This window comes from Rhizobium sp. CFBP 8752 (assembly GCF_014842035.1).
GTDB classification, from domain to species: Bacteria; Pseudomonadota; Alphaproteobacteria; order Rhizobiales; family Rhizobiaceae; genus Neorhizobium; species Neorhizobium soli.
Map to the genome: position 1 here is coordinate 206,069 of NZ_JACYUZ010000004.1, position 25,406 is coordinate 231,474.

Consider the following 25,406-nt stretch of genomic DNA (forward strand, 5'->3'; position numbering starts at 1 on the left):
ACCTCGAGCGGTGACGGACGATCCAAAAGGATCTCGATAAAACCTGCGGCTGTTTGCGCACTGGCGCGGATATGGAGCGGGGCAACGGCGTCGGTAAACTTCATTTGAAATCGCTCGGCGCTTGCTAGGACGGAGGTTCAGCCTAAGTGTTGCGCATGGGCAATTTAAAAGAAGGCGTTCTCAACGCGATGGCTGCCGACCAAAGTGCAACGGGCTGGCAGTCGGATCCCGAACGAAGTCCCGACTTCCAGTATTCCGGACTTCCAGTCCGGTGGCGCCGTCGTATTGTTCTGGCGCTCAATCTCGCAACGATCGCGGGGCTTGGGTATGTCGTCTACCGACTTCTTTCCCCAGATGGCATTGATGGTGCGGAAGCCGTCATGCTGATCGGGTTCATGCTGGCAACGCCGTGGACGGTGCTTGGGTTCTGGAACGCCGTGATCGGGGTCGTCCTCCAGCACGGCCCCGGCGACCCCTCCAAAAGCATCTACCCCTTCTATCCGCAGGGTCAGGGAAGCCAGCCGATCGCTTTGTCGTCGCGGACAGCGCTGACGATATTCCTGCGCAACGAAGATCCGCGGCCCGTCTTTGCCCGGATAGAGGCGATGCAGAAGAGCCTTCAGGCGACCGGCCTTCAACGCCACTTTCGGTTCTTCGTCCTCAGCGACACGTCCGAGCCCGACATCATCCAGTTGGAAGAAGCGGGCTTCGATCTCGTTGCCGCTCATGTCGTGGCGGATGGCGGTAACCGGCCGGTCTATCGTCGTCGTGCTGACAATGCCGGTTACAAGGCGGGCAATATTCAGGACTTCCTGAAGGAACACGGAAGCCGCTACGACTTTTTCCTGCCGCTGGATTCCGACAGCGTCATGTCCGGCGACGTGATGATACGGCTGGTGGCTGCCATGGAGGCACGACCTGAGCTCGGGATTCTGCAGACCCTGGTCGTCGGAGTGCCCGCCGAAAGCGGCTTTGCCCGGATGTTCCAGTTCGGTATGCGTCACGGAATGCGGTCTTTCACGCTCGGCTCCGCATGGTGGAGCGCTGATTGCGGGCCTTACTGGGGGCACAACGCACTGATCCGCGCCGCGGCATTTGAGGCCCACTGTAATCTGCCCGTTCTCCCGGGATCGCCGCCATTGGGCGGCCATGTGCTGAGCCACGATCAGCTGGAAGCGACCTATATGCGTCGGGGCGGCTACGAAGTTCGTGTGCTGCCGATCGAGACACAGAGCTTCGAAGCCAACCCACCGACATTGCTGGAGTTTGCCAAGCGAGATCTGAGATGGTGCCAGGGCAACATGCAGTATTGGCGTTTCCTTTTTGAGCCGGGCCTCAAGCCGCTGAGCAGGTTCCAGCTTTTTCAGGCGGTCCTGATGTATGTCGCACCGCCGGCCTGGATCGTCGCGACGTTTGCCGCCGCATGGAAGGGTGTGACCGGCGGCTTTGATGCGACCTATATCGAACTCGGCTTCTGGTCGTTCATCACCATCTTTCTTCTGTCGGTCACCCCCAAGATCGCCGGCGTCGTCGATGTGCTGCTTACCCCCGGCGCGATCCGCTCCTATGGCGGACCATTGCGCTTCGGTCTGTCGGCGGTGATCGAACTCCTGGCCTCGATGATCATGGCGCCCATCGTTGCCGTCTATGTCTCGGTGTTCCTGATCGGTCTTCTGTTCGGACGTTCGGTCACCTGGAGCGGTCAGAACCGCGACCGGCTCGGCGTTACGCTTGGCACAGCCATCAAGGCGATGGGCCTTCAGACATTGATCGGCGTTGTCCTCGCTACGATCATCACGGGCCTGATCGGTGGGTACGCGATCTTCTGGGCTCTGCCTGTGGTCGCCGGTCTCTGTCTGGCGATCCCGTTCACGGTCTTCACGGCCTCGCAGCGGTTCGGTTACTGGACGACCCGTCTCGGACTGTTCGCAATTCCCGAGGAGGGCTGTCTTCCGCGGGTCCTCACCCGCCTCGTTCCGCATGAAGCCCGTCTCTGGCGTCGTCCGTCCGCCAGAGTTGAAGGCAAGTTTCCCAAGCCGGCACGCGATGGCCAGGCATGACGATAGCGCAAGCATTGTGGCTGGTGCGAGAAAACCAGCCTGAAGTGCGGGAGACGCCGCTTGGTCCGCTCGGGCACGGCGATGTCCTGGTGGAAAGCCTGTTCGGCGCCATCAGCCGCGGTACCGAGTCCCTGGTGGCAGCCGGCTCGGTCCCCGAAAGCGAATACGACAGCATGCGGGCGCCGTTGCAGGATGGAGAATTCCCGTTTCCGATCAAGTACGGCTACGCGGTGGTCGGAACCGCAAAGGACGGCCCGGAAGCGCTTGCCGGCCGGACAGTATTCTGCCTCTATCCGCATCAGGATGCCTTCCACGCCCCCGCTGAGATGGTCGTGCCGGTTCCAGCAGGCGTGCCCGCCTCGCGCGCCGTCCTTGCAGCCAATATGGAGACGGCCCTCAACGGCGTTTGGGATGCCGGCATTCTTCCCGGAGACAAGGTCGCGGTCGTCGGTGCAGGGCTCGTCGGGCTTCTGATTGCCTATCTCGCCGCAAGGATCCCGGGCACCGAAGTCACCGTCGTGGACGTCAATGGCGATCGCCGTGGTCTTGCCGAAGATTTCGGATGCCGGTTTGCATCACCCGAACAGGCGAACGACGGTGACGGCGGATGCGATGTGGTGATCCACACGTCGGCCACGGCCGCAGGTCTTGCCACATCCATTGCGCTCGCCGGCTTCGAGGCGCGGATCGTCGAGATGTCGTGGTATGGCGAAGGCAGCGTGAAGATTCCGCTGGGCGGTCGTTTCCACAGTCAACGCCTGTCGATCGTCGCTTCGCAGGTCGGCAACGTACCGGTTCAAAGGCGCGCAAGGTGGCCGTTTTCGCGACGTCTGGCCGCGGCACTTGCATTGCTTGCGGATGACCGCCTCGACAAACTCTTCTCCGGCGAGACGGACTTTCCCGACCTTGCCCAAGACTATTGCCAAATTCTCGCCGATCCCGGCACCCTTTGCCACCGTATCCGATACCGTTAGTCTGAAAGGACATTCCCCGCATGTTTGCAGTTGAAGTTCGCGACCACATGATGATTGCCCATAGCTTGCCACGGGAGGTATTCGGCCCGGCCCAGGCGATGCATGGCGCGACCTTTATTGTCGATGCCGCCTTCATGACCGAAGATCTCGACGAAAACGGGCTCGGCGTCGATATCGGCCTTGCAACGACGGTGCTGAAAGCAATCGTTGCGCCGCTCAACTACCAGAACCTCGACGAACTCGAAATCTTTCGCGGCAAGGTCACCACGACGGAGGTGCTCGCCAAGCACGTCTTCGATCAGCTGAAAGCCGGTATCGCTGCCGGCGATCTTGGTCCGGGTGGCGTGCGCATCCGCCGCCTCAAGGTAACCCTGCATGAAAGCCATGTGGCCCGAGCCTGGTACGAGGCTGCGATTTGAACGCCGCATCAAGGGAGCGACGGCTGGTATTCGCCATCCCCGGCGATATCGACACCCGCAGCGGCGGGTATGGCTATGACCGGCGGATGATCGAGGAGCTTAGGGCAATCGGCTGGACAGTCGAGCACCTGCAGCTTCCCGGCGGCTTTCCGGAACCGAGCGAAAGCGAGCTTGCCGAAACAGCCGAAAAACTCGCAGCCCTCGCCGACGATAGTCTCGTTCTGATCGATGGCCTTGCGTTTGGGGCAATGCCGGCAATTGCCATGCAGGAGGCGACCCGCCTCCGCATGATTGCGCTCGTCCATCATCCGTTGGCACTCGAAAGCGGCATTCCGGCCGGCGTTGCCGAGCGGTTGCGAAAAAGCGAGATGACAGCGCTAGGTGCAGCCAAAGGTGTCGTCGTCACAAGCCCCAGCACGGCGCGAACTCTGGTATCGCAATTCCGCGTGGCGCCGGATCTCGTGCGTGTCGCCGTGCCTGGAACGGAGCAGGCAAAGCCTGCATCGGGCAGCACGGCCGGGGACGGGGTGATAATCCTGTCGGTCGGATCGCTGACGCAGCGCAAGGATCATGCGGCGTTGATTTCAGCGCTCGAGCGCATCTCCGATCGCCCATGGCAGTGCCGGATAGCAGGCAGCGATGACATGGATCGTCAATGCGCTGCCGATCTGCGACGACAGATCGAGGCGTGCGGGCTCTCCGACCGGGTGACTTTGACGGGCGCGCTTGATGATGTGGCAGTCGAATATGCCCAAGCGGATATTTTTGCACTCGCCAGCCAATATGAAGGCTACGGCATGGCCTTTGCGGAAGCCATGGTGCGCGGCCTGCCGATCGTCGGCTGCCGCGGCGGGGCGATACCCGATCTGGTGACTGACGATGCCGGGATACTCGTGGAACCGGGTGACATCGCCGGGCTCGCCGAAGCTCTGGCGCTGCTGATCGACCAGCCCGAGACGCGACAAGCTTATTCTGCGGGCGCGCTTGCCGTGGGCCAGCAGCTGCCCGATTGGCCCGCAACGGCAAAGGTGCTTTCCGACTTCCTGGAGGAAATGCGATGAGTGGTTTCGACACGGTCTGGCTCGATCTGCGCGAGCCCGCGGACAACGCTGCCCGCGATCCCAAACTCCGGCGGTCTGCCATGGAAAGTGTGACCGCAGACGGGAACGGCGCGACGGTCGTCGATCTCGGCTGCGGAACCGGCTCCACTGTCCGCGCACTTGCGCCCCAGAGCTCGTCCTGGCACTGGCGGCTTGTCGACAACGATCCGCAACTGCTCGAAGAAGCGGCAAACAGGCTCGGCATGCCCGACCAAGTGAAATGCCTGCAGGCCGACCTTAGCCAGTTGGCGCCTGAGCTCTTCACGTATGCGAGGCTGGTGACAGCGTCGGCGCTTTTCGACCTCGTCTCCGCCGAATTTCTGGAGCGTCTCCTGCATCTCCTCGCGAAGCGTGACATCGGCCTCTATACGGCGCTCAACTACGATGGCGTCTGCAGCTGGGAAATCGCGCACGAAGCGGATGGCTTGGTTGTCGAAGCGTTCAACGCCCACCAACGCCGCGACAAGGGCTTTGGACCGGCGCTTGGTCCAACGGCGGAACCGGTCTTAGCCAGACTGGCGCAGCAGGCGGGCTTCAAGGTTCTTACCGGTCAGAGCCCCTGGCATCTCGCCGGAGATCAAGCGGAATTGCAGCGGCAGTTCATTGACGGCATGGCAAACGCTGCGTCTGAGACGGACCGAATAGAGAAGGCGATGCTGGACGACTGGCGACGGATGCGTCTCGAGATGGCATCGCGTTCGGCCTGCGAAGTCGGGCACTGGGATATGCTTCTCCTCCGCTGATTGGTTGCCACCCCGATCATCCCGCTGTCGGGGTGGAAAGAAGCCAGAGGCCGAAGACGGTATAGCCTATCATCGCAAGGGCCAGAAAAGCCTCACTGATGGTGGCGCTTGCCGGTTTCACGAAGTGCTTGAGCGCAATCATGTGGGCGATCAGAATGCCGATGCAGTGCCCGGCCACGATGATCGCGGTCTGTGCGATCCAGAGCTTTTCGACACTGTTGATGTCGATCAGCATCGATGCCGTGACGTGGCGATCGGCGGTGCCGAACAGATCCCAGCCAAGCGCAAAGGGATCCGAGATCGCAGAGTAGAGATATTGCCCGTTGATCAGAAGCAGGCTGAGATAGTGGGCTGCATGGAAGGCAACCGCTATCGGAATGATCGAATAGACCAAATGCGTGATCAGCCCTCGATCAGCGACTAATCGTGCCTCTCTGGCAAGCCGGGCTCCTGATATGACAGCCGTAAAATAGATCACTGCGAGCACCGCCGGAGCGGCGATCAAGCCGAACGTATTCGGCAGGGTCACAGCGCTGCGGCCGGGAAATTCCAGCGGGTTCACCCCGATCATCCAGAGCCAGGTAAAGGTCTCTGCAAAGCCATCGAAGGACGCCGTTCCGAGCGTCAGCAGCAGGAATACGGCCGCGCTGATCGGCGGCGGCTCCGCCGCGACGCAGTCTTGCCCCGGCCAGCGGAACCGGACACTCGCCCATATTCCGGATTTCGGCGGCGTGATTTCAAAGGGCGCGATCATGCCGATCATGCGGAAATACACCGAGAAGGGTTCGCCCCGCTCTGTCCAATCTCGCTCTCCGAAAACCAGCATGGCGATGAAATTGAGAATCCAGTAGGCCGACACGGCGATGGCGAGACGGGGAGGCTCTTCCGGGGCAAGCGAAACCAGCTCGTACCAGGCAAACATCAAAAACAGGAGGATCGCCGGGATGTAACCGACGGCCTCCGGCAGCTTCAACAGGGGAGCTTCGCCAAGCCTGCCGCCTGTCGCTCGCCGCAGGATACGAAGAGGACCCGTCCAGGGATTGAGCCATGGCCACAGGTTCCCGACCAGCGCCTGCAGCAAGGTCAGGCCGACCCAGAACAGCGTCCAGACGACAAGCGGCAAAGGATTTTCAAGCGGGTCGGCTGTCGAATAGCGGCCGGCGGCGATCAGTACCAGCAGAAGCAGGGAGCTCAGCGTGCTGACGATCGCGATCGGCGGCACCGGCCGGCGATCGAGCGTGATGGAGGCACTGCCGGCCTGTGTGAACCAGCGCGACGGAACCAGCAGCAATGCGACGAAGGTAACTGCGACGACGATCGCGCCGCCTGTCAGGTAATATTCGGTCGGCAGCAGCATCACCAGCCCGCGTTCCGTCCCGTGCGCGATGGCCGTGCAGGGCATGAGCGTCCACAAGAGAGCTGCCGTCGCCGATGGACAGGCCGGCAACCGGTGTTTTCGGGGAAATGACGGCAACGGGTTCATCCTGCGTCTGGTGGCGTAATCGGCTGAAACATCATGCCGGGATGGAGAAGCGTATTCCATACCACGACATCATCGCTCAGACTGGGCCTCGTGCCGCTCCTGTCAGGTCTCCTGAACAGCGGAATTCTTTGCTATAGGACATGGTAGGGCTCTTATTGTCGGTGGCACCTGGTAGACCATCGACTATCGCATCAGCATGATGGGCGTCAGTACCGTTGAGAGGAAAATTTCGAATGACCGACAAGACTTCAGCACCGAAATCCTCGGTGACCCGCCGGACGACCCTTCTTGGAATGGGCGCGGCAACGGGTGCGGGCATTCTTTCTTCCGTCTCGCCGGGCTTCGTCCGATACTCGCACGCCCAGACCTCCGCCCCGATCAAGCTCGGCTTTGAATGCCACCGCACCGGTATCGGCGCATCCTATGGTCGCTGGTACGAGCGCGTCGCACGCGCTGCCGTCAAGATCATCAACGATGAGGGCGGCATCAACGGTCGTCCCGTGGAACTGATCGTTGAAGACGATGGCACGGATCCGAAACGAGGCGCCGAAGTCGTTGAGAAATTCGCGACCCAGCATAAGGTCGATGCTGTGTTCGGGACGCTGTTTTCACACGTCGTCGTCGCCGCCGCGCCGCGGGCGGGCGAATTGAAAATGCCCTATCTCGTGGTGTCGGAAGGCACCCACGTGTCTTCGGGCAGCCTCAACCGCTACTGCTTCCAGCCCGGCATCACCGACGTTCGCAGCCAGGTCACGTCAGTGGCACCTTGGATCACGCAAAACCTCGGCAAGAAAGTCACGATGATCTTCCCGGACTACGCCTTCGGCTATGACCACCGCGATAATCTTCCGCCCGCAATCAAGGCGCAGGGTGGTGAGGTCGTCGAGATGATTGCGGTGCCACCGACGGAAACATCGTTTACGCGCTACCTGCCGCGAATTCCCGCAGACACCGACGTGCTCTACCACATCATGGTCGGTCCGGCGGTTCTCACCTTCGTCACCGAGCTCGGTCAGTTCTACGGCTCGCAGCGACCCCAGATCTTCGGCTTCACCGATAGCGTCGAGGCCGTCGATCTTTCGACGCCGCAACTGAGCTTCCTCGATGGGACCTATTTCTGGGAGGGCATGCCCCGCTACGCCCAGAAGGACCAGAGCGAATGGGACAAGTTCTATCGCACGGCAGTCGGCGTCAACGAGAATGGTGCAAGCATCGCCGATCCGAAGGACATCGCCACCTACGCCCATATGTACGGGGTCTGGGAAACGCTGTTCACCATCAAGCAGGCGATGCAGGCATCCGGATATAGCGGCCCGCAGGACAAGGCCAAATTCATCGAAGCCCTGGAAGCGATCGAGACATTCCAGGAAGGCCGCGACCATCCGCAGGGCAACAAGATCTTCAACGGCAAGAACCATCAGGTCTACGGCCATCAGAACATCTCGAAGGTCGAAGGCGGCCGGATGGATGTCGTGCACCGGACCTCGATCGAAGACGGGATGTACGAGGTGACGGCGGACTACACGAAGATGTCGCTCTGACCCCTGCTTTCGGAAGGGATCGGTTGACCGGTCCCTTCGCTCTTCACCCCGCGTCGTTTTTCCTGTCTAACCGCAGCAAATCAGGCAAGGGGACAGTCGTGTCCGTGCATAGGAGCTAGGGTTTGGCGTTCGGTCCGTTTCTGCTGTTGGCGACACTGGAAGGACTGCTCCAGGCCGCGGTCCTCACATTGACGGCGCTTGGCCTTTCTCTGGTGTTCGGCGTCATGCGCGTCGTCAATGTCGCCCATGGCGAATTCTATATGCTCGGCGCCGTTGTCGCTTGGTGGGTGGCGTCGATGTTCTCGCTGCATCCGGCAGTCGGCTTTTTCGCGGCGCTCGTCATCAGCCCGTTGATTGTCGGGGCGATCGCTTTTGCCAGCGAGCGGCTGATCCTGAAGCGGCTGAACTACGATCCGGAATCCACCATCGTCGCCACGATCGGCATGCTCTACATCATCCAGCAGACGGTGCTTCTGACCTATGGTCCGGATGCGCGGCCGGTGTCCGCGCCGTTCTATTACCGCATCCAGCTGCCGTGGTTCGGCTATTCCGGTTACAACCTGTTCGTCATCGCAGCGGCGATCGTGTTGCTGCTGGCGGTCTGGTTCGTGCTCAGCCGTACACGGCTCGGGCTCATCATGCGTGCCACGCAGTTCGACCGCGAGATGGCGCAGGCCTTCGGGATACCGATCGAACGCGTCTATGCCTTCGTTTTTGCCGCCGGGGCCATGCTGGCGGCGATTGCTGCGGTGCTGATCGTGCCGATCCGTCAGGCCCATTACCTGATGGGGCTCGATCCGCTGCTTCTCTCCTTCATCGTCGTCATCCTTGGCGGCCTTGGCAGTCTGCGAGGCACCGTTATCGCCGCGCTGCTGATAGGATTGAGCGACGGCATCATTTCGGTGTTCTTCTCACCGACGCTTGCGAAGATCATCTCGACCCTGCTTGTCACCCTTGTTCTGGTGTTTAAGCCGGAAGGTCTGTTCGGGGCGAAGGCGCGATGAGAAGCGAAAACACCATCCGCGTCATCGCGCTTCACGTCGGCGTGCTGGCAGCCCTCTTTCTTGTCCAGTTCGTGCTGCCCGATTATCACCACCTCGCCCTGACCCGCGTCATGCTGTTGGCGATCTATGCCATGGGCTACAACATGCTGTTCGGCTATACGGGCCTGCTGAGCCTCGGACATGCGATGTTCTTTGCCGCCGGTCTCTACGGCGCCGGCATGACGGCCTATTACACCGATCTCGGCGTGCCGCTCGCGTTTGTCATCGGAATTATCTGTGGCGCAGCCCTGTCGCTCGTCATCGGCGTGATCGCGCTGCGCACGACCGGCGTGGCCTTCATGATTGTCACGATGATGTTCGGCCAGGTTGCCTATCTCACGATCACCTACTTCACCGACTATACCCGCGGCGAAGAAGGCCTGACGATGCCGGCAGCCGCCCGCAGTTTCGATCTCCTCGGTTTCCACGTCGACCTGACCAACGCCGTCCAGCGCTACAATCTGGCGCTTGGCCTTCTGGCTTTGACACTGCTCGTCATCTTCCTCGTCGTGCGGGGACCAATCGGCAGGGTGTTGATCGCAATCCGCGAAAACGAGACACGCACGCTGATGCTGGGCTTCGACACATTCCGGCTGAAACTCGGTGCGCTCGTCCTGTCAGGCACGATATCTGCGATGGCCGGTGCCGCCTACGGGCTAATGTTCGCCTATGTCGGCGCGACCTTTGCCACCGTCCAGTATTCGATCGAGGCGCTGCTCTTCACCTTGCTTGGCGGTGCCGGAACGATTCTCGGTCCGCTGCTCGGCTCAATCCTGATGTTCTACATGATCGACATCACCAGCGAATACACGCAGGCCTATCTGCTCGTGACCGGCGTGGCACTTGTGGTTCTGGTCCTCTTCTTTCCGAAAGGCATTCTCGGGACGATCCGCGAAAGGTGGCTGTCATGGCTTCCGTGAGCCTGCTTTCGACAAAAGGTCTCAGCCGCCATTTTGGAGGGCTGAAAGCCGTCGACAATGTCGATTTTACCGTGAGAGAAGGCGAGATCCGCGCGCTGATCGGTCCGAACGGTGCCGGAAAGACGACTTTTGTCTCGCTGCTCGCCGGCCGTATCGCGCCGAGTGCCGGATCGATCGAATTCCTGGGCAAGGACATCACCAACCTACCGGCGCATAAGCGCGTGCGCGACGGCATTGCCTATACGTTCCAGATCACCAGCATCTATCCGACGCTGACTGTGTTCGACAACGTGGCGCTGTCGGCACAAAGCGCGCTGAGGCGTCACCCCCGGTCGAACCAGTCTGATATTGCCGAGAAGGTGCATGAAGCTCTAGGCCGCGTTGGACTTGAGGATCGCAAGGGAGAGAAGGCCGGGACCATGGCCTATGGGCACCAGAGGCTTCTTGAAGTCGCGATGGGACTGGCGCTGGAGCCGAAACTCCTGATCCTGGATGAGCCGACGCAAGGCTTGTCGGATAGCGAGATCGAAAGTTTCTGCCGGCTGGTCAAGGAAATCGCGACGTCTGCAACGGTCCTTTTGATCGAGCACAACATGCCCGTCGTCATGCAGCTCGCCGACACGATCACGGTGCTCAACCACGGTCAAATCCTCGCCGAGGGGTCGCCCAGTGACATCCGTGCCAACGCAGCCGTGCAGGCCGCCTATCTGGGAACCGGTTGATATGCTCGAAGTCTCGGATCTCGATGTCTACCACGGCAGCAGCAAGACGCTGCAGGGTATGTCGCTGACTGTGGAGAAGGGCGAGGTTCTCTGCCTGCTCGGCCGAAACGGCGCGGGCAAGACGACGACCCTGCGTGCCATCATGGGTCTCGCAACGGCCGGTGCCGGTAGTATCCGGCTGGATGGTACCGAAATTTCGGCGCTGCCGGCGCATGAAAGGCCACGCCTCGGCATCGGCTATGTGCCGCAGGGCCGCCGGTTGTTCTCCGAGCTGACCGTGCGGGAAAATCTCGAAATCGGCATGATGACACGACGCAGTCCGCAGCGCGTGCTCGACGAAACGCTTTCGCTGTTTCCCCGGCTGCAGGAGCGCCTCGGCCAGGTTTCCGGAACGCTGTCCGGCGGCGAACAGCAGATGCTGGCGACCGCGCGCGCCTTATGTCTCGATCCGAAGGTCATCCTGCTCGACGAGCCGACCGAAGGGCTGATGCCCTCGATGATCGCGACGATCCGTGATGTCGTGGTGACGCTGCGCAATCAGGGAAAAGCAATCCTGCTGGTCGAGCAGCGGGTCGAGGCCGTGTTATCGATCGCCGACCGCGTCTGTTTCGTCGAGAACGGCAAGGCGCAGGCAGTCATGCCGGTTGAGGCGCTGAGGGCCGATCCGTCTCTTCTGTCCCGCTACGTCGGTGTCGGCTAAAGTCGGGCGATCTTGCGCGGCTCGATCCTGATCACCGATCAGACCATGCCGACCTGGCCGGAATGCAGCTGGTTATACGCGCCCCTGCGTTCGATCAGGTCCTGATGGGTGCCCTGTTCGGCAATACCAGAATCATCAATGACGACGATTCGATCGGCGCCCTGGATCGTGGCGAGCCGGTGGGCGATGATCAGCGTGGTCCGCCCCTGCGATAGTTCGGCAAGCGAACGCTGTATCGCACGCTCGGTTTCCGTATCGAGCGCGGAGGTCGCTTCGTCGAGGATCAGGATCGGTGGGTTTTTGAGGAACATGCGGGCAATCGCCACCCGCTGCTTCTGGCCGCCGGACAATTTCACGCCACGCTCACCGATGACCGTATCGAGACCCTCCGGCAGGTTTGCCAGCATGTCCTCCAGACGTGCGCGGTGCGCCGCTTCGACAATGTCGGCCTCGGAAGCACCCAGTCTCCCATAGGCGATATTCTCCCGCAGCGTGCCACCGAACAGGAAGACATCCTGCTGCACGATGCCGATCTGCTGGCGAAGGGATTCCTTCGTCATCTTGCGGATGTCGATCCTGTCGATCGTAATGCTGCCCGACACGACTTCATAAAAGCGCGGAAGAAGCGAGCATATGGTCGTCTTGCCGGCGCCAGAGGGGCCGACGAACGCAATCGTCTCGCCAGCACGGATGTCGAGGTTGATCTCTTCGAAGACAGTCTTTGCCGCGGTGTATCCGAAGGTCACGGACCGGTACGCGATCTCGCCTTTCAGGTGATCAACTGCGACCGCATCCGGTGCATCGGCAATATCCGGCTCCGTGTCGATCAGCTCGGTAAACCGTCTGAAGCCTGCGATCCCCTTTGGATAGGTCTCGATCACCGAATTGATCTTTTCCACCGGACGAAAGAAGATGCCGACGAGAAGCAGGAAACCGATGAAGCCGCCCGCCGTCAGCTCGCCGGCCAGCACGAAATAGGCGCCGGTCACCATCACCACCATCTGGGTCAGCCGCATGCTGAGGTAACTCATCGAGCTGGTGGCGGCCATCAGCTTGTAGGCTTCCAGCTTTACGCGGCGATAGCTTTGATTATCCTTTTCGAACAGCGCGCGCTCGTGACCCTCGTTGGCGAAAGCCTGCACGACACGCATACCACCGACATTTTCCTCAATGCGTGCGTTGAATTCGCCGATCCGGCTGAAAAGGCGATGGAAATTTTCAGTCATGCGGCCGCCAAAATGGCTGGTTGCCCAGGCGGTCACAGGAACGATAGTCGCAGTGATGACCGCCATCTGCCAATTGACTGAAAACATCAGCAGCAGAGCGCCGATAAAGGTCATCAGCGCAATGAACAGGTCTTCAGGCCCGTGATGCGCGACTTCGCCGATTTCCTCCAGGTCCTTGGTGAGGCGCCCAACGATATGGCCGGTTTTCTGGTTGTCGAAATAGCCGAACGACAGCTTCTGCAGGTGGTTGAACGCCGCCCGCCGCATGTCTGTCTCGATATTGATGCCGAGCATATGGCCCCAATAGGTGACGACGGCCATCAACCCGGTATTGAGGACATAGATGACGAGAAGGCCAGCGGACGCGAGGATGATCAGCAGCCATTCCTGGCTCAGCAGAAGTCTGTCCACAAACAGCTTCACCGCCATGGGAAATCCAAGCTCGAGGAGGCCGGACACGATGGCGCAGCCGAAGTCGAGGAGGAAAAGGGTCTTATAAGGCTGGTAATAGGAGAAGAAGCGGCGAAGCATGCTGACCTGCAGACGATGTCACATCTGGCCTGCAGCTATGCAGGCCAGAGGAGAGAACATGAGTAGACCTCTCATATTCGAAAAGCCGCCGGAAAGGATAGTGCCGTTATGCCACGGCACGCCATTCACTTCGCTCAGGCGGTCTGCACAGTTGTGATCAACCCCGTCCGAACTCGTCGACGATGCGGATGATGTCGTCTTCGCCGAGATAGGAACCGGTCTGGACCTCGATCATTTCAAGCATGATCTTGCCGGGGTTGGCCAGGCGATGGACTTCACCCTGTGGAATGTACACGCTCTCGTTCTCGCGGACCGTCTGCACGGTGTCACCGATCGTCACCTCGGCCGTGCCCTTGACGCAGATCCAGTGCTCGGAGCGGTGGTGATGCTTTTGCAGAGAGAGCTTCTTGCCTGGCGTGACGAACAGCCGCTTCACCTGGAACCGATCACCGTTGAGGATCGAGGTATAGCCACCCCAGGGACGGTAGGAGGTTGGATGTGTTTCGGTGAGAGCCAAAGTCGCCTTGGCGGCGGCGAGTTGCTTGACGATGTTGCCGACGTTCTGACTGTCGTCGAGGCGGCCGACATAGACAGCGTCCTCGCTGGCGATGACGGCAATGCCATCCAGACCCTGCACGGCCATATGACCGTGGCGCGACAGGACGAGCGAGTTCTTCGTGTTGATCAGCGTCGCGTTGCCGAGCGCGACATTGCCATCGGCATCCTGCTCGCCCAGCTTCCAGACCGCATCCCAGCTGCCCATGTCTGACCAAGTGAAGGACGCCGGCACGACAGCAGCGTTTGCTGTCTTTTCCATGATCGCATAGTCGACCGAGATGTTCGGGCTGGCCGAAAACGATGCCTCGTCGAGGCGCAAGAAATCGAGGTCACCGGATGCCTTTGCAACGGCAGCGCTTGCAGCTTCAGCAACAGCGGGCGCAAAGCGGGCGAACTCGCTGAGAACCACGCCGGCCTGGAACATGAAGATGCCGGAGTTCCAGACAAAACCACCGCTCGCCAGCATCTTTTCAGCGTCCGGCAGGGCAGGCTTTTCGACGAAGCGCTTTACTGTGTTCGCACCGCTTGAGAGCTGGTCACCGATCTCGATATAGCCATAGCCGGTCGAAGGCTCGGTCGGTGTAATGCCGAAGGTGACGAGCTTGCCGCTTGCTGCCGTCTTGCGTGCGGTCTGAATGGCATCGAAATAGGCCTTGCCCGCTTCGATTTCGTGGTCGGAGGCCAGCACCTGCAAGATCGCGTCGTCGCCGAACTTCTCGGCGACGAAGGCAGCGGCTGCGGCAACGGCCGGTGCCGTGTTGCGTGCGGAAGGCTCCAGCATGATCGCCGTGAGTGGCAGGCCAAGCTCACGTGCCTGTTCGGCGGCAAGGAAGCGGAAATCTTCGTTGGTGATGACGATTGCAGGCTCATAGAGCGTCTCGTCGGCAACACGCGCAAGCGTGGACTGGAACAGCGTCTGGTCGCCGACGAACTGTATAAACTGCTTTGGTGCAGAAGACCGTGACAACGGCCACAGCCGCGTGCCCTTGCCGCCTGCCATGATTACGGGAATGATCTTGCCAACCATAGTCTCAGTCTCCACTGACGCTTTTGCTTTTGAGATTTGTCATCGGTTACGTTCTGCCGCCCAACGCCGAATGAGATCAAGCCCTTGAGCCAACAATTCCAAGGCGGCCCGTTCATCCGGCGCTTCGACGTAGCAGCGCATTTCCGGAGCATTGCCAGACGGACGAAGATGAATGATCCGCCCGTCTTCGAGTGTCGCGCGAAGCCCGTCGATGTCGCTTTTCGCAGTGACCGAGCCGATGGGCGCGAGGAAAGCGGAAAGATTGTCGTCGGATGCCCGCAGATGCGACATCAGCGCTGCACTTGTTTCTACGGGGAAGTTTTCCAGCCGGTCTGCCGCTGCAAATGCCAGCGGATAATCGGCAACGATGCGCGATAGGGGTTGCTTGGCATTCGCGAGAAGCGAAAGCGTTGCCAAGGCCGGCAGGAAGCTGTCACGGGTCGGCAGCGCCTGCAATGTGCCTCCAGAAACTGTGAAATCGGAGCCGGTCAGCGTGCCGCCATTGGCCTCGAACCCGACGATCGCCGTTTTGCCATCCTTGGCTGCCGCCTGCATGGCGGCAATGACGAATGGTGAGCCGACCTTTGTTCTCACAACCGTATAGTCGCCGGCAGCCTCAATCCGTGAATTGGACGTGACTGGAGTGGCGACCACTTCGGCATGGAGGAAGTTTGCCGTGATCAGGCCCAACAGATCGCCTCTGAGCGGCTGCCCCTTTTCGTCTGCGACGAGCGGGCGGTCGCCATCACCATCCGCGGAGACGATCGCGTCGAGATGATATTGTGGGGCCCAACCCTGCAGCAGCGCAATCGTCTCGGCAGAGACGGCTTCCGTATCGACGGGAATGAAACGCTCAGAGCGTCCGAGCGGCACGACCTGCGCCCCCAGCTTTTCAAGAACCTGAACGAAGAGATCGCGCGCAACTGTGGAATGCTGATAGACACCGATAGTCAATCCGGCCAATGCATCCGGAGCAAGCAGCATGACGTTCCGTTCGACGAAAAGTGCTTCGGCCTCCACGTGCTGATCAGAAGCTTCGCCCGGAGTGTCGTCGATCTTTTCATCTGCCATGGCGCCGGCGATCGCCGTGATCCGGATCTCGTCCTGTTTGTCGATCTCACCATCGGCACGGTAGAATTTGATGCCGTTGCGATCATCCGGGATATGCGATCCTGTGATCATCAGGCAGGCAGCCGAGAGCTTCATACCGTATAGTGCAAGCGCGGGTGTGGGAACGGCACCGCAGTCGATCGCGCAGAGTCCTGCTCGCTGCAGGGCGCCGATACATGTTGCCGATATACCGGGGCTCGAAGCGCGAAAGTCACGACCAACCAAGACCGGATCACCCGGTTTCGCAAGCCCGGCCTCAAGAAGATGGCGCGCAAACGCCGTCGCATAGAGCGCCGAGGCTCTCCCCTCGAGGTCAACGACAAGACCGCGAAGGCCGCTTGTTCCAAATTTCATGATGCGTCTGTTTCGATTGGATGGATCAATGGTTGCGGGAGCCAATACCATAAAAATATGGGAGGTAGCTATAGATGCCCGCTTGTTAAAAGCGAGAGTATATAATTAAATATAGTTAACGCTGATGGAGTGCGAAATCCCGTGGTTCATTCAATACTGATCAATTTCTAAAGTATAGTCTATCTCGTGTGCCGTATGTTTTCGAGCGTTAACCAATATCGAAAATCTAGGATTAGGAGAGATCGTGCAAGATCGTCAAGAAAATTTGCTCCAAAAAGATTTAAGCTGTCGATCCATTCTAGTTTTGCACTGGTCAGCATTCGCGTTGGTGCTTTTGAATTTTGGCGCCGTGCAAATTTCCACTCTCGCGATCTACGGATTAGCAAGTGCTCTCCTGCTTTGTATCGCCGTCTTCGTCCGAGGGATCCCCAAGGCAGGGGAGCCGGCAGTGAAAGCGGCTATCGTATTGGCTCTGGTCGCCTTCGCATGGGTAATGTTCCAGACTACTCCGCTGCCTGAAGCAATCTTTAGTCAACCGTCGTGGAGAGACCTGGCCAAGTTTCAGCTCGATGCTTCCCCGGTGATATCCTTGACGCCTGCGGATGACTGGGCATCTTTGCTTCGTTTCCTCGTGCCGGTTGAGGTCTTTCTGCTCGGGATTATTTTGTGCGACAGCGACGAACGAGCTATCGCCACCCTCAAAGGCCTGGCGATAGCAGGAGCCGTTGTCGCTCTTCTCTCCATCGCCCAATTCCTGATCGCGCCCAATACACTCCTCTTCATCGCAAAGACGGCTTACCTCGACAGCCTAACCGGCTTCTTTGTCAATCGGAACACCGCCGCAACCTATTTCGGGATTGTCGCCATCCTGAACTATGGAATCCTTTCGTCTCACCTGCGGTGTGTTGGGGTCCGGCGAATTCTCACGTCGCTGGATCAAGGCAGGGGTCTTCCATTCGATCAACGAAAGGCAGTTCGAGGAGCACTAAGCTTTGCGATACTGTTTATGGTATCGGTCACGGCTCTTGTGCTGACGAAGTCCCGGGCCGGGGTTGCGGCAAGTTTTGCCGCGCTTCTGTTGATGACCCTGTTGTTCGTGTTCAGATCTTCGCAGAACAAGCATCCTGTCCCTGCGCTTCGGAGTACCGGCCTTAGATCCATTCGCGTTGGCGCATTTCTGATAGCGATTGCTTTAACCGGCCTATTCGCAGCAGGCTTCCTGTCGTTTTCTGGCAGAGCTTTGCTCCGAGCAGAAGTGCAGGGCGCAAGCGACGGCCGCTTTTGCATCATGCCGGGATTGGGCTCGGGGGTATCCGATCATTTTCCGTTCGGGACCGGACTGGCAAGTTTCGAAACCGCTTTTACAGCGTATCGCGATCCGGACTGCGGCGTCTATACGGTTTGGAATCGTGCCCACGATGTCTATTTCGAAGCAGTCTTCGCGTTGGGCGTCGCCGGCATATTCATTATCGCGTTTGGACTGGCCTTTGTCTTATCGTGCCTCGTCAGAGGAATGGCAGCGAGGCGTCGCCTTCGTTATGTCCCGGAATCCGGCTTCGCGGTGGTGTTGCTGCTTCTCGTTCACTCCGCCTTCGACTTCTCAATCCAGATCTCCGGCCTCGCCATTTTCGTGGCTGCGACTTTGGCGCCGATCGTCGTTGTCTGCGTTGCCGATCCAAAAGTCGGGTCGAAAAACAGGCGAAATCGAACGATCCAAACAAGTGTGGCAGGGCAATTGCCGTCGGCGGCCAGCCTGCGAGATAAACAGTTGTCTCCTGCTTGAGATATGAATTTTATCCAAAGCATCTACATTAGTAAGATAAATTCGATTGTAATATTTTATAGCTTAGGCACAAATAATATATATGATTATTAATTAAATCTGTGATTTATCAGCAACAAAGCTTCGTTTCGTTCTGGATTCATTTGTTACTTTCCAATCTAAACTAGAAATAAATAATCTCGTGTGCAAGTTTCGCTTGGGGCTTCTAAGGGGACACACGTGAAAATCAAAACCGCATCGACTTTTGTTCTTGTGGCGACGTCATTCCTGTCGGGATGCACGGCGCTGCCAAACTCTGGACCAGATTCTCGGCAGGTGGAGGCGCAGGCAACTGCAAAGGTTACATCAGCCAAAAAGGCACAGGCCGTCGGGATCGACTATGCTCTGGTCGACATTAGTAAATCTGTGCTTGCTTATGTAGAGGATACTAAGGCGACATCCCTTAAAGGGGGGTTCGGCGGCGGTCGTGGCGGAGCCCCGAGCTTGCCGCTCGGCGTTGGTGACGTCGTTCAGGTCTCCGTCTTTGAATCTCAGTCCGGCGGCCTGTTTATTCCCAACGACGCCGGGAGTCGTCCTGGTAACTACGTGTCGCTACCGAACCAGACAATCGATCGGGAGGGTACGATCAGCGTCCCTTACGCCGGTCGTATCCCGGCCGCCGGGCGTCCGGTGGAGGACGTCCAGCGACAAGTTGAGGATGCACTCGCCAATCGCGCGATTGAGCCGCAGGTGTTGATCACGAAGGTCAGCAGCCGATCTGCTCAGGTCGCGGTTCTGGGCGACGTACGCTCGCCTGCGAAGATAGAGTTGACGGAAGCTGGTGAGCGCGTGCTTGACGTCGTTTCAGAAGCCGGCGGCCTGAGCTCGCCCGGCATCGAAACCTATATTACGCTGCAAAGACGCGGAAAATCGGCGACTGTCCTTTACGATTATCTGGTCGCCACGCCGTCTGAAAACATCTATGTCGCACCTGGCGACACCATTCTGGTCGATCGTGAACGTCGAACCTACCTTGCATTTGGCGCCTCAGGTCTCAATGGCAGGTTTGACTTCGAGGAATCGAAGCTGACCCTTGGTGAAGCACTGGGGAAGGCGGGCGGATTGCTGGACTCGCGTGCAAATCCGGCGCAGGTCATGCTCTACCGTACAGTCAAAAAAGACTTCCTGGCTAAGCTGGGCGTGGATACCAGTCGGTTCAGCGGCGAAATGGTTCCCGTCATTTTCAGAGCCAATATGAGAGATCCTTCGGCTCTCTTCGCTGTCCAGAAGTTCCCGATGCAGGATAAGGACACGATCTATGTGTCCAACTCCGACTCCGTCGAAACGCTGAAGTTCCTCAACATCCTGAATTCTGTGACTTCGACTGTCGCTGGTGTTCCGTCGGATGCCATCGCCACCCGCGATGCTGTTCGAGAACTCGCACCGTGAGTTTTGGCCTCAAATTCACAAGTTAACAGTAATTTAATCTCTCTATTGAAGATTTTTTACTTCTGTGCGATGGATTGATTAGTTTAGTAATCTTCGGGAGACAGTCATGCCTAAGGTTTTTATAAGTAATATTGCAGGTATCGCGCTTGCCACTGCTCTAGTTTCAGGTATTGCTGACCTTTCTTCGGCTCATGCACAGTCGGCTTTGCCAACGGCGGGATGCTTCGTCGCGCCGGCCCGGATGTCTGATGCCGAGATCAGCGCGTTTCTCGCAGCTCCAGAAAGTCTGTTGTCGCAGTTCTCGTCTGGCGGACTTCCACTGTCCAATCAGGCTCGTTCGCTCGCCGGATCCAGCGCCGACGCACTGTCCCCGCTGATTGCCATCGCTGCAAAGGCTAATGCCGGTCAGGCTGCGGCGATCGGCGCGGGGCTTGCTCGTGCCGCAAGGGCCTGCGCTACCGTCAATCCCGAATATGCCTCCCGTATCCAGGATGCTATCGCGGACAGCGGCAATCGCGCCCTCGAGACAGCGTTTCTCGCGGCCAACAGCGAAACGCAGACTGCGTCTCTTGGCGGCGGCCTCAGCGGTGGCGGCTCGGCAACCGGTGGCGCTGGCGCGATTGGCGGCGGCGGCACGCCAGGTGGCGGCAGCAATGGTGGCGCTGGAACGACTGCGTCGACCGGCTCGGGCTCGTCCAGCTTCTCTTCCGGCGGCGGTAGCGGATATTACGCGAGCGAAGACGGCGGCTCGACGACGATCGTCGAAGGCAGTTCGACCACGGCGTCGTTCTGAGGCGGCTACTGTCTGGCATTTCATTGAGCGAGGTTTTTCTTGCAGATTCATAACAAGAGTTTCTCTGGTGGCCTGCAAGGCGACGATGTCGATCTAGAGCGCTCCGTTCAAGGAATTGATTTCGACGCTGTTTTAGCGATCGCCAGACGACAATGGATGATCGTAGCGGCCGCAGTGGCGGCCGCTATTGTCCTAGGATTGGCGTATATATTCACGGCAGTTCCTCTTTATACGTCCAACGTCAGCGTCTTGATCGACCAAGGCAATAGAGAAGTCGTTCAGCAGCTTTCGACAATTGGTGGCGTGGTCGACGACGAGGGTTCCGTTCTCAGTCAAGTTGAACTCCTGAAATCGGACACGATTGCCTTGTCCGTCGTGGATAAGCTCGACCTTACGAATGATGCGGCGTTTGCGAGTGCCGGAGGGTCTGTCATTGGAACAATGGCCGGAACGCTCCGGTCGCTGGCAAATGTCTCTTCGTGGTTCGTTGTTGAACCCGAAACCAGCGATCAGGTGGAGGCGAAACGCCGCGCCGCTGCGAACACGCTCCTTTGGAACATGGAGATCAGCCGCGTTGGTCGCACTTATGTTTTGAGCATCAGCTACACCTCTCCATCGTCTTCTCTCTCTGCGAAGATCGCCAACGCGATCGGAGAGGCCTATCTGGTTGACAAGCTCAATTCGAAATATGAGGCAACCAGGCGCGCAAGCGGCTGGCTGCAGGATCGCATAGCCGAACTGCGCCAGAAGGCTTTGGACTCGGATCTTGCAGTCCAGAAGTTCCGCAGTTCCAACGGCCTCGTTGCTGCCGGCTCGGTTCTGGTTGCTGACCAGCAGTTGTCCGAACTCAACAGCGCATTGATCGTCGCGCAGTCCGATACCGCGAAAGCTGAGGCGCGCCTGCAGCGGATCGCGCAGATCATCGCTTCGGGCCAAGGAGACGCGATCGTTACGGATGTTCTCGACAGTTCCATTTCCAACGAACTGCGCCAGAAATATCTTGATGCCTCCAAGCGGGAAGCGCAGATATCCGATCGTCTCGGAGTCAATCATATTCAAGCGATCAGGCTGCGCAGCGAAATGACGGAATACAACCGTCTGATGTTCGAAGAGGTCAATCGTATCGCCGAAAGCTACAAGAGCGATCTCAACGTTGCCAAGGCCCGGGAAAAGAGCCTGACGGATTCGGTCGCGCAGGCCACAGGCATCAGCGCCACCGCGAGCGAGACCCAGGTACAGCTGAGAGAACTCGAGCGGGAAGCTGACACCTACAAGAACATGTACCAGACCTTCCTGCAGCGGTATCAGGAGGCCGTACAGCAACAGTCCTTCCCGGTCACAGAAGCACGTATCATCACGCGAGCCGCTGCACCCGACAGTCCGAGCCATCCCCGCAAGCCATTGGTGCTGGCACTGTTCGTGATTATCGGTGCCGCGGTCGGGAGTGGCCTTGGCGCGTTTCGCGAGTTCCGGGACCGTTTCTTCAGAACCGGCGAACAGGTTCGCGACGTTCTCAATCTGGAATTTCTGGGCATTGCGCCAATAGTGGCTCCGGCAAGGGCCGTCGATGCTCCGGATAGCTCTGACGGTCGTGGCATCGGCCAGGTTCGAAAGACCCATGCCGTTTCGAATTACGTCATCGATCACCCACTCTCCGCCTTCGCGGAAACGCTTCGAAGCGCCAAGATTGCTGCAGACCTCGCGCTTACCGGCAAGAGTTGCAAGATCATCGGCGTCGTTTCGTCATTGCCTGGAGAAGGCAAGTCAACGATTGCGGTGAATTTTGCCGAGTTGCTGGCGGGGCAAGGAAACAGAACCGTCCTGATCGACGGCGATTTGCGCAACCCGGGCGCGACGCGGGCGATCGGGAGACATGCGGAATCCGGCCTTCTTGAAGTGCTCATCGACAACAGGGATCCGCAGTCGCTTTTCCTCCGAAACGATCGGACTAAACTTGCGTTTTTGCCTGCAGTTGTCCGTCACCGCATTCCGCATTCGTCCGAACTGCTATCGTCCGCGCGCATGCGCCAGGTGCTCGCAGACATCAGCAATACCGCAGACTATATCATTATCGATCTGCCGCCTCTTGGCCCGGTCGTCGATGCCCGCGCCATTGCAGGCCGAATTGACGGGTTCATCTTCGTCACCGAATGGGGCAAGACAGCACGCCGGGTCGTTCGTCAGGTTCTCGCTTCCGATCCCTATGTCCGCGACAAGTGTCTTGGTGTCGTGCTGAACAAGGTCGACCAGGAACGGATGAAGCTCTACCGAGCCTATGGCTCCAGCGAATATTATTACTCGCGATACTCCCAGTACTACCAGGAAGGCTGAGAATGACGCGGCGTGGTCGCAGACCGCTTCTCATCGGAGCGGTCGTCCTGCTCTGCATGGGAAGCCTGGCGATCTCGGTGACACAGATCTCACGCTACGCCCGGTTCGGGACCATGCGACACATCGCGGCCCAGATTGAACGCGACAAACCGGTCTCGCGGGAGTTGCTCGAAGGAACTCTACCGCAGATGAGACTGCTTCTCAGAGACGATGTTTGCCAAAGCGAATTCGTCAAAGCAGCTGTAACGGTTACGCTCTTCCGGCTGGATACACAAAGCCCGGATGTCGATTACGACAACTGGTCGAGCGCGCTTGGGGAGGCAGAGACCGTGGTTCGCTTTGCGCTTCACTGCCTCCCGAGTGATGGAAACTTCTGGGTCCGGTATGCGATGGTCAGGCAAGCGGTCGGGGAACAGCCAGAGGAAATCGCAAAGCTCGTCACGCTGTCACAGCTTTACGCCCCCGCAGAAGAAAACACGATTGCGGCGCGGTTCCGCTTGTACAACCGCCTGACGAAGCCGAGCCTTACCCTCGCGGCAGCACCGCTGAAAGCGGATCTTGCGGTGGTATGCTCCTTGAAAGGCGCTGCCCTGCGGCGGCGTTTGCCTTTGGCGAACCCAGTCCTTGCCCGTGAGGTCCAATCTTACGCGCAAGATTGTCAACTCGGTCGATCGTTGCGCGACAAAACGGGGAGATAGGTTCGGCCACCCAGCCGGGCGTCAGATCGTTCGAGAACGGTCGGTCGCGACCAGTTCTCGAAGGAACAAGTGAACCCGGTTCGCCTCCGCCCTGTTTTTCCTTCCGAGAGCGGAGGACCATTCCGCATGATCCTGGCTCACTCTTGCGGGTAGAGACACGGAACCCGTCAGCGATCGGGTCCATTCATTCTGCGGGGCGCTCCTTAGATGCTCCGTCGCCGGCCTATTTCCACACGGTCAAACACGGCTTCCGTCATCCAGTTTCCCGAGAAATGCAGAAGCACTGCTGCGATAGGCCTGCTGCGTTCCTGCCGACATCCGTCGCCATGACGCATACATCTGCGCCAAACGGTGGTTGTCCGACAGTGACTCGGCATTACGGGCGAGGAAATCCCAGTACAAGGCATTGAAGGGACAGGCTTTCTCGCCAGTTTTCTGCGACACGTCATACCGGCAGCTTTCGCAGTAATTGGACATACGAGAAATATACGCGCCGCCTGCGGCGTATGGCTTGGAGGCCATAAACCCACCGTCGGCAAACTGACTCATTCCGATCACATTCGGCAGTTCAACCCATTCGTAGGCGTCGGCATAGACTTCCAGATACCAGCGATGGACCGCGTAGGGATCAAGACCTGCCAGCATCGAGAAATTTCCGACCACCATCAGACGCTGGATATGATGCGCGTAGGCATGGGTAATCGTGTGTTTGATCACTGTGGACATGCAGGCCATGTCCGTTTCACCGCTCCAGAAAAAGTCCGGCAGGGGACGGGATGCGGCGAAGAAATTGCTTGTCTCGTATCCCGGCATTTTCAGCCAATAGATGCCGCGGATATATTCGCGCCAGCCGATGATTTGGCGGATGAAAGCCTCGACCGCATTCAGCGGCGCGTGTCCTTCGAAATACGCGCGCTCCGCAGCCCGGCATAGTGCGAGCGGATCGAGCAGTCCAACATTGATGTAGAAGGAGAGAAGCGCGTGGTTCAGGAACGGCTCTTCGGCCAGCATCGCGTCCTGCGTTTCGCCGAAATTCGGTAGGAAATCGCGGATGAATCCATCGGCTGCCTTCTCCGCATCGGTGCGGGTCACTGCAAACGAGAAATTCTCCGTCGAACCCATATTGTTCGGGAACGTGCGCTCGACGAGCGCAAGAACCTCCTGCGTTGCTGCGTCGGGCGGAAAGACATGATGCTTCGGGCGAAACAGGTCGGGTTTGGCAGGTTTGCGATTTTCACTGTCGAAATTCCACCGGCCACCTTCGGGGTGGTCACCGTTCATCAACAGGCCGGTCTTGCGCCGCATGTCCCGATAGAAATACTCCATCGTCAGAGCCTTGCGGTCCTTGGCCCAGGCTTTGAACTCCGTCGTCGAACAGATAAACCGCGTGTCCTGCCGCACCTCTACCGGCAGATTTACCAAACCTTGCCAGTCTTCCATGGCCGAAAGAACGCGCCACTCGGCAGCTTCGGTGACGATGATCGATCGGGGTGACGTCTCTGCAATCGCGCGCAAAAGCTCGGTCGTGAAGGAGCCTGAATTGTCGCGATCATCAAGCCGCACGTACCGGACGCAGAAGCCTTTCGCACGCAGCTCATCGGCAAAATGGCGCATTGCGGAAAAGATGAAGGCGAGTTTCAGTTTGTGATGCTCGACATAGGTCGCCTCCTCCACCACCTCGCACATCAGGACCATATCCTGCGTGGGATCGGCACCCTCAAGGCTCGATACCGACAAGGATAGCTGATCGCCAAGAATGAAAATGAGGTTGCGGGTTGGATTCACGGCTCCTTTGATCCTCTCCTATAGTGACGGATACCGTGCCTTTCCGCCAAACCCCTGCAAGAGCAGAGGTCGGGATT

At 58.9% G+C, this 25,406-nt stretch carries 20 protein-coding genes; 15 read left to right on the forward strand and 5 right to left on the reverse strand.

Going from position 1 to position 25,406, the window contains the following annotated elements; translation table 11 throughout:
* Nucleotides 1-155 precede the first annotated feature (155 nt).
* From mdoH to IFT59_RS19555, 5 genes are read left to right on the forward strand one after another with little or no spacing between them, the layout of a single operon-like run.
* Nucleotides 156-2,060, forward strand: coding sequence for a glucans biosynthesis glucosyltransferase MdoH (gene mdoH / locus IFT59_RS19535; RefSeq protein WP_192087893.1), 1,905 nt, complete (start codon nucleotides 156-158; stop codon nucleotides 2,058-2,060).
* Nucleotides 2,057-3,034, forward strand: coding sequence for a zinc-dependent alcohol dehydrogenase (locus IFT59_RS19540; protein ID WP_192087894.1), 978 nt, complete (start codon nucleotides 2,057-2,059; stop codon nucleotides 3,032-3,034). The genes mdoH and IFT59_RS19540 overlap by 4 nt, the downstream gene beginning before the upstream one ends.
* A 20-nt stretch (nucleotides 3,035-3,054) precedes the next feature.
* A complete protein-coding gene (locus IFT59_RS19545; RefSeq protein ID WP_062458601.1) occupies nucleotides 3,055-3,453 on the forward strand; it encodes a 6-pyruvoyl trahydropterin synthase family protein in 399 nt (132 codons plus the stop codon).
* Nucleotides 3,450-4,514, forward strand: a complete 1,065-nt coding sequence (locus IFT59_RS19550; protein ID WP_249407657.1) for a glycosyltransferase family 4 protein — start codon at nucleotides 3,450-3,452, stop codon at nucleotides 4,512-4,514. The genes IFT59_RS19545 and IFT59_RS19550 overlap by 4 nt, the downstream gene beginning before the upstream one ends.
* On the forward strand, nucleotides 4,511-5,296 hold the full coding sequence (locus IFT59_RS19555; RefSeq protein ID WP_192087895.1) for a class I SAM-dependent methyltransferase: 786 nt from the start codon (nucleotides 4,511-4,513) through the stop codon (nucleotides 5,294-5,296). Before IFT59_RS19550 ends, IFT59_RS19555 begins: the two co-directional genes overlap by 4 nt.
* Before the next feature lie 16 nt (nucleotides 5,297-5,312).
* On the opposite strand, the gene IFT59_RS19560 is transcribed toward IFT59_RS19555, so the two are convergent.
* Complete coding sequence (locus IFT59_RS19560) at nucleotides 5,313-6,698, reverse strand: hypothetical protein (RefSeq protein ID WP_192087896.1); 1,386 nt, start codon at nucleotides 6,696-6,698, stop codon at nucleotides 5,313-5,315.
* A gap of 314 nt (nucleotides 6,699-7,012) precedes the next feature.
* Here IFT59_RS19560 and IFT59_RS19565 point away from each other — a divergent pair, with 314 nt between their 5' ends.
* The 5 genes from IFT59_RS19565 to IFT59_RS19585 all read left to right on the forward strand — a co-directional run bounded on the left by IFT59_RS19565 (nucleotide 7,013) and on the right by IFT59_RS19585 (nucleotide 11,705).
* The gene (locus IFT59_RS19565; RefSeq protein ID WP_192087897.1) at nucleotides 7,013-8,320 is read left to right on the forward strand and encodes an ABC transporter substrate-binding protein; all 1,308 of its coding nucleotides are present in this window, start codon (nucleotides 7,013-7,015) and stop codon (nucleotides 8,318-8,320) included.
* 122 nt (nucleotides 8,321-8,442) lie between these two features.
* Entirely contained in the window at nucleotides 8,443-9,324 is an 882-nt protein-coding gene (locus tag IFT59_RS19570; RefSeq protein ID WP_062458623.1) for a branched-chain amino acid ABC transporter permease, read from the forward strand.
* A complete protein-coding gene (locus IFT59_RS19575; protein ID WP_192087898.1) occupies nucleotides 9,321-10,283 on the forward strand; it encodes a branched-chain amino acid ABC transporter permease in 963 nt (320 codons plus the stop codon). The genes IFT59_RS19570 and IFT59_RS19575 overlap by 4 nt, the downstream gene beginning before the upstream one ends.
* On the forward strand, nucleotides 10,271-11,005 hold the full coding sequence (locus tag IFT59_RS19580; protein ID WP_192087899.1) for an ABC transporter ATP-binding protein: 735 nt from the start codon (nucleotides 10,271-10,273) through the stop codon (nucleotides 11,003-11,005). Before IFT59_RS19575 ends, IFT59_RS19580 begins: the two co-directional genes overlap by 13 nt.
* Before the next feature lies 1 nt (nucleotide 11,006).
* Entirely contained in the window at nucleotides 11,007-11,705 is a 699-nt protein-coding gene (locus tag IFT59_RS19585; RefSeq protein ID WP_192087900.1) for an ABC transporter ATP-binding protein, read from the forward strand.
* A gap of 38 nt (nucleotides 11,706-11,743) precedes the next feature.
* Here IFT59_RS19585 and IFT59_RS19590 read toward each other — a convergent pair whose 3' ends face one another.
* The 3 genes from IFT59_RS19590 to IFT59_RS19600 all read right to left on the reverse strand — a co-directional run bounded on the left by IFT59_RS19590 (nucleotide 11,744) and on the right by IFT59_RS19600 (nucleotide 16,511).
* The gene (locus tag IFT59_RS19590; RefSeq protein ID WP_192087901.1) at nucleotides 11,744-13,462 is read right to left on the reverse strand and encodes an ABC transporter ATP-binding protein; all 1,719 of its coding nucleotides are present in this window, start codon (nucleotides 13,460-13,462) and stop codon (nucleotides 11,744-11,746) included.
* A gap of 157 nt (nucleotides 13,463-13,619) precedes the next feature.
* Nucleotides 13,620-15,047: a mannose-1-phosphate guanylyltransferase/mannose-6-phosphate isomerase gene (locus IFT59_RS19595; RefSeq protein WP_192087902.1), complete on the reverse strand. Its 1,428-nt coding sequence runs from the start codon at nucleotides 15,045-15,047 to the stop codon at nucleotides 13,620-13,622.
* Between the two features lie 39 nt (nucleotides 15,048-15,086).
* On the reverse strand, nucleotides 15,087-16,511 hold the full coding sequence (locus tag IFT59_RS19600; protein WP_192087904.1) for a phosphomannomutase: 1,425 nt from the start codon (nucleotides 16,509-16,511) through the stop codon (nucleotides 15,087-15,089).
* Nucleotides 16,512-16,755: 244 nt separating this feature from the next.
* Here IFT59_RS19600 and IFT59_RS23385 point away from each other — a divergent pair, with 244 nt between their 5' ends.
* The 5 genes from IFT59_RS23385 to IFT59_RS19625 all read left to right on the forward strand — a co-directional run bounded on the left by IFT59_RS23385 (nucleotide 16,756) and on the right by IFT59_RS19625 (nucleotide 23,544).
* Nucleotides 16,756-18,294: an O-antigen ligase family protein gene (locus IFT59_RS23385; RefSeq protein ID WP_192087906.1), complete on the forward strand. Its 1,539-nt coding sequence runs from the start codon at nucleotides 16,756-16,758 to the stop codon at nucleotides 18,292-18,294.
* Nucleotides 18,295-18,519: 225 nt separating this feature from the next.
* Nucleotides 18,520-19,722 (forward strand): polysaccharide biosynthesis/export family protein, encoded by a 1,203-nt coding sequence (locus tag IFT59_RS19610; protein ID WP_174197882.1) that lies wholly within the window; start codon nucleotides 18,520-18,522, stop codon nucleotides 19,720-19,722.
* A 106-nt stretch (nucleotides 19,723-19,828) separates the two neighbouring features.
* The gene (locus tag IFT59_RS19615) at nucleotides 19,829-20,515 is read left to right on the forward strand and encodes a hypothetical protein (RefSeq protein WP_192087908.1); all 687 of its coding nucleotides are present in this window, start codon (nucleotides 19,829-19,831) and stop codon (nucleotides 20,513-20,515) included.
* A 72-nt stretch (nucleotides 20,516-20,587) separates the two neighbouring features.
* Nucleotides 20,588-22,846, forward strand: coding sequence for a polysaccharide biosynthesis tyrosine autokinase (locus IFT59_RS19620; RefSeq protein WP_249407674.1), 2,259 nt, complete (start codon nucleotides 20,588-20,590; stop codon nucleotides 22,844-22,846).
* A 2-nt stretch (nucleotides 22,847-22,848) separates the two neighbouring features.
* Complete coding sequence (locus IFT59_RS19625) at nucleotides 22,849-23,544, forward strand: hypothetical protein (protein WP_113165051.1); 696 nt, start codon at nucleotides 22,849-22,851, stop codon at nucleotides 23,542-23,544.
* Between the two features lie 237 nt (nucleotides 23,545-23,781).
* Here the strand turns inward: IFT59_RS19625 and IFT59_RS19630 are convergent, their stop codons facing one another.
* Nucleotides 23,782-25,329, reverse strand: a complete 1,548-nt coding sequence (locus IFT59_RS19630; protein ID WP_192087911.1) for a cryptochrome/photolyase family protein — start codon at nucleotides 25,327-25,329, stop codon at nucleotides 23,782-23,784.
* Nucleotides 25,330-25,406: the final 77 nt, after the last annotated feature.